This is a genomic window from Rhizobacter sp. P2_H2 (genome assembly GCF_056403375.1).
In genome coordinates this window covers 1-4,572 of the sequence record NZ_JBFUFP010000400.1, presented here as the reverse complement: position 1 = coordinate 4,572, position 4,572 = coordinate 1, and the positions used below count along the sequence as shown (strand labels likewise).

At 73.7% G+C, this 4,572-nt stretch carries 5 protein-coding genes; 1 reads left to right on the top strand and 4 read right to left on the bottom strand.

All coding sequences use genetic code 11. The annotated features are described in order from the left end of the window. Positions 1-185: hypothetical protein (locus tag AC1D15_RS18950; protein WP_477827200.1), on the top strand; the 185-nt coding region annotated here is incomplete at its 5' end. A gap of 11 nt (positions 186-196) precedes the next feature. Here AC1D15_RS18950 and AC1D15_RS18945 read toward each other — a convergent pair. The 4 genes from AC1D15_RS18945 to AC1D15_RS18930 are packed head-to-tail and all read right to left on the bottom strand — an operon-like array spanning position 197 to position 4,446. Next, positions 197-2,182, bottom strand: a complete 1,986-nt coding sequence (locus tag AC1D15_RS18945) for a TFIIB-type zinc ribbon-containing protein (RefSeq protein WP_477827199.1) — start codon at positions 2,180-2,182, stop codon at positions 197-199. 10 nt (positions 2,183-2,192) lie between these two features. Beyond that, positions 2,193-2,843, bottom strand: a complete 651-nt coding sequence (locus tag AC1D15_RS18940) for a hypothetical protein (protein ID WP_477827198.1) — start codon at positions 2,841-2,843, stop codon at positions 2,193-2,195. Then, positions 2,840-4,111 (bottom strand): NAD(P)/FAD-dependent oxidoreductase, encoded by a 1,272-nt coding sequence (locus AC1D15_RS18935; RefSeq protein ID WP_477827197.1) that lies wholly within the window; start codon positions 4,109-4,111, stop codon positions 2,840-2,842. Before AC1D15_RS18935 ends, AC1D15_RS18940 begins: the two co-directional genes overlap by 4 nt. After that, positions 4,108-4,446 (bottom strand): c-type cytochrome, encoded by a 339-nt coding sequence (locus AC1D15_RS18930; protein ID WP_477827196.1) that lies wholly within the window; start codon positions 4,444-4,446, stop codon positions 4,108-4,110. Before AC1D15_RS18930 ends, AC1D15_RS18935 begins: the two co-directional genes overlap by 4 nt. Positions 4,447-4,572: the final 126 nt, after the last annotated feature.

The window sequence follows — 4,572 nt, the reverse complement described above, 5'->3', positions numbered from 1 at the left end:
CGGTGCCGCTGCTGCTGCTGGCCCTGGTGGCCGCGATCGCGCTGGTGATCGGCGCGGCCGGGCTGCGGCCCGTCGGCGACCAGGGCGGCACCGCCCCGCTGTGGTACGTGCTGGTGCTGGGCGGCGTGCTCGGCGCGCTCGGCACCGCGGCGTCCGGCCGGCGCGCGCCGGGGCAGGAAGCGTAGCGGCCGGCGCCCTAGCGCCGGAAGAACAGCCCTGTGTACAGGCGCGCGCCGAACGCGAAGCCGAAGACGAGCCCGATCGACAGCACGAGGTACATGCCGACCAGCAGCACCGACGCCGCGCCTTCTCCGCGCCCGCCCAGGAAGCTGCCCACCGCGCCGACCAGCAGCAGCGCGATGACCGCACGGCGCTCGCCCTGCAGGCGGGCCAGCGTGCAGAACAGCGCGAAGGCGGCGATCAACCCGGCCAGCAGCAGCAAGTGGCGGCGCGGCGTCGTCAGCATCGACCATCGCTCGCCCCAGCTGCGTCGGGGCGGCTGCGCGGCCGGGCCCTTCAACGCGTCGGCGACCAGCCGGTCGGTGGCGGCGTCGAAGCCGCCCGGTGTCTGCAAGGCCTCGTCGCTCCACTGCAGGTCCGTCGCCTCGCCGGCGCGCAGCTTCTGCATCGCGGTGCGCCAGGTGTCGTCCTGGTCCGACGGCGACACCGTCGTGCGGCAGAACAAGGTCACGCTGGCGCCGGGCGCCAGCACCGGATTCGCACCGCGCGCCGGGTGGCAGCGCCAGTTCACGCCCGACCGGTAGCTGAGCGGGATCCGCACGGCGAGCTTGTGGGCCAGGATGGTGAAGCTGCCGCTGTTCTGCACCGTCAGGCCCCACAGCGCGGCCGTGCGCGATGGGGACTGGATCCACACGTTCGGTGCCGCCGGCGCGAGGCGCCCGCCGAACTCCGCGGCTTCGTCGCCCAGCGGCGGCTCGCCGGCCACCGGGTCGATCTTCAGGCTGCGCGACAGCTCGGCCTGCCAGCGGCCGGTGATGTCGCGGTACCGCGCGGCCTGCGGCAGCGTGTCGTCGATGACCTGCCCCAGTGTCGCGGTGGCCGGCAGGTGCTCCCCGGCGAGCTGGCGCAGGTGCACCGCGAAGAGCCCGCGGCGCAGCGCCTGCAGGCCGTTGCGGTCGCCGGGGGCCAGCTCGCGCCACACCGGCAGCAAGGCCCAGGCCGACCCCGGGCGGGCGCCCAGCCGCTGCTCGCGCAGGGCTTCCATCGGGTCGCGCCCCGGCCCGTGCAGATCGGCGAGGACGAACACGGCGAGCGCCAGCGCCGCCGCGAGAGCAGCCAGCAGCGGCGTCCAGCCGGACAGAATCGACCGGCGCGTTTGAGGTGCCGCTGCCGAGCCTGGCGCGGCCGGCGTGCGCGGCCGGCGCGTGCTGGGGTAGCGCGCGAGGCGCTTCGCCTCGACTTCGGCGGCCGCGGCGAGATCGGCTTCGGCCGCCGCCAGCAGTGGGTCGATGTCCGGCAGGTCCTGGGCGACGACGATGTGGCCGCAGTGCCCGCACTGCGTGTCGCGGGCCGGGTCGAGGGCAGCGCCGCAGGCGCGGCAGGGCCAGGCAGTGGCACGGCCGATGGCGCGCGGCGATGCGCCCATGCCGTCCAGCTGCAGCCGGAGCGAATGCGCCAGCCGCGGCATGTCGATCACCACCAGCGCGGTGCCGCACCAACTGCAGTGGTCGTCGCCGGCCGACGCGGCGCCGCCGCAGTTCAGGCAGTGCAGCGCGTGCTTCTCCTGCGCCAGCGCCTGCCGCTCGGCGACGCCCAGCGGGCGCACCAGCCCGCGTTCTGCCAGCAGGCCGCTGTGGCTGTGCAGGTGGCCGTGGCGGCGCGGGCACTCCAGCGCGGCGAACAGGCCGAAGCGCGACCGGTTCTGCACCTGCTTCAGCGTTGCGGCACAGCGCGGGCAGGCCGGGTGCGCGGCCTGCGCCTCGGCCAGCGGGCGGCCCGTGCCGGCCTCCATCTCGCGCAGCAGGCGCACCCAGCCGAAGCTGTCGAGCTGCACCGACTCGAACTCGTCGAACCACACGAGGCGGCAGTCGGGGCAATGCTCCACCGTGACCGGCAGTCCCTTGTGCGACGACAGCGACAGCACGCGCATCGGCGCGCTGCAGCGTGGGCAGGCGATGCGTCGGGCCACGCGCGGATCGGGGGTCTTGGCGGGAGTGTTCACGGCGGTGGCTTCAGCGCAGTGTCGCGATCGCGCGCGCCGCCAGCCGCCCGGCGCTGACCACCTGCGGGTGCGGATGCAGCGTGCACAGCTCGGCGATYGGGCCGAGCGCGCGCGTCGRCCGCTTCTCGATCTCCGCCGCGACGGCCTCGCCGAGGAAGAAGTCGGGGTCGGTGACGAGCCGGCGCAGCAGGGCCGTGTCGGTCAGGTCCAGCGACGGCACCAGGGCCATCACGACATCGTGGCCCGCGTGGCCGCCGATCAGCTCGCCGATCCAGCGCGACAGGCCGGCCTGGTCGGCCGCGACCGGCGAGCAGGCCGGGTGCAGTTCGCTGAGCCAGGTCTGCTGCCGCTTCGCGTCGTCGGCGGCCGCGAGGAAATCGGCCAGCGACGCGTAGACGATGCGCGAGTCGTCGTCATGGGCCAGGTAGAACACGCTGCCCCGCAGCGGCGAGCGGCTGGCGTAGACGTGGTGGTTGCTGGTCTCGGGGTCGTCGAGCACGATGCCGCCGAGCGCGGCGACGATCGGGTGGTACGTGAGCAAGCCGGTCCACTCGGTGGCCTGCGCGCGGTCGAGCAGGTTGAGCTCGACATCGAGCCGGCCGGCGTAGTCGCCGACGGCGATGCGGGCGAACCAGGGATCGAGTTCTGCAGGAAGGCTCATGTCCCCAAAGTATCGGCCCAGATGTTGCGCGCCCACGCGCCGGCATAGGCGCCCTCGGCCTCGTTGCGCTGCGCCGACACGCCGCCGGCGCCCGCCACCGGCTTGAAGGTCGACTCCGCCGCGACGTACTCGTGCACGCTCGCGACGTGGATCGCGTTCGTCTCGTCGACGAAGCTGTAGCAGGTGTTGGTCAGCATCGGGTGCTCGTTGACCGCGACGCCCGACAGCTGCGCGACGATCGCCGCGGCCGCCACCTTGGCATGCGCATTCGCCATGTGCGCGCTCTTCGGCATGCCGGGGGCGATCTGGATCGCGTCGCCGAGCACGTGCACGTCCTGCGCGGCCGTCGAGCCGAAATCGATGAAGTTCACGCGGCACCAGCGGTTCACCGCATTGGCCAGCCCGCTCTTCACCGCGAGCGCGCCGGCGCGCATCGGCGGCAGCACGTTCAGCACGTCGGCGCGCACGGCATCCTGCAGCTCGATGCGCAGCGTGCCCGCCGCCGCGTCGACGCCGATCACCTTGTGCTGCGGCCGGTACTCGACGATGCCCGGGTACAGGTCGCGCCACGCGGCCTTGAAGAGCGCGGGCTTCGAGACGACGTCGGGGTTGGCGTCGAGGATCAGCAGCTTCGAGCGCGGCTTGGCGCGCCGGAAATACGCTGCCACCACGCAGGCGCGCTCGTACGGCCCGGGCGGGCAGCGGTACGGCGACTCGGGGATCGTGATCGCGAACACGCCGCCGTCGGGCATCGCCTCGAGCTGCCGGCGCAGCGCGAGCGTCTCGGGCCCGGCCTTCCAGGCCTGCAGCACGCGGCCGTCGTCGTGCGCACGGCGCAGGCCCTCGACCTCGTCGAACATCAGCTCGATGCCGGGCGACAGYACCAGCTTGTCGTAGCCGATCGCCGCGCCGGAGGCGAGCGTCACCTGGCGGCGCCCGGCGTCGATCGCGGTGGCCTCGTCGCGCACCCAGCGCACGCCGTGGCGTGACGTGAGCGCGTCGTACGACAGCGTCAGTTCGTCGAGCGTGCGCGTGCCGCCCAGCACCAGGTTGGAGCCGGGGCAGGACACGAAGCGCGGCTGCGGCTCGATCATCACGACCTCGATGCGCTGTTGCGACAGCAGCCGCACGTAGCGCGCCGCGGTGGCGCCGCCGAAGCCGCCGCCGATCACCACCACCTGCGCACGCGCCGGCACGGCGGCCGGTGCCGCGCAACCGGCGACGAGCCCGAACGCGCCGGCCGTCGCCAGCAGGTCACGGCGCTTCATCGGGCCTGCGCGGCGAACCAGCCGGCCAGTTGCGAGAGTTGCGCCGGCGTGTAGCCCTTGGCGATCTGCGGCATCACGGTGCCGGGGCGGCTGCCATCGCGAAATCCGATGAGGCGTGCCAGCAGGTCGTCGCGCTCGCGCCCGCCCAGGCCGACGATCGCGCTGCCCGGTGCCCGGCGGCCGTCGGTGCCATGGCAGGCGGCACAGGTGGCGGCCAGCGAACGCAGCGCGAGCTCGTCGGCCGACAGCGCGGCCGAAGGGGCGGCCGCGGCGCTGCCGGCGACGGTCAACAGGGCCAGCGCGAACGCCAACCAGAGAGAGGGCTGCAAGGTCATGCGGGTGTCTCCTTGCACAGAATCCTACGGTTTTCGTCCCCTATGCGCAGCAGGGGCTTCGGCAGTGGTCGCTCTTGAGAGATGCTCCGTCGCCAACCCAGGAGAGACCGATGCCCCGACTTCACG

What these genes read in the sequence shown, in the direction of transcription:
- AC1D15_RS18930 (WP_477827196.1), bottom strand. Translation starts at nt 4,446, where the DNA reads ATGACCTTGCAGCCCTCTCTCTGGTTGGCGTTCGCGCTGGCCCTGTTG.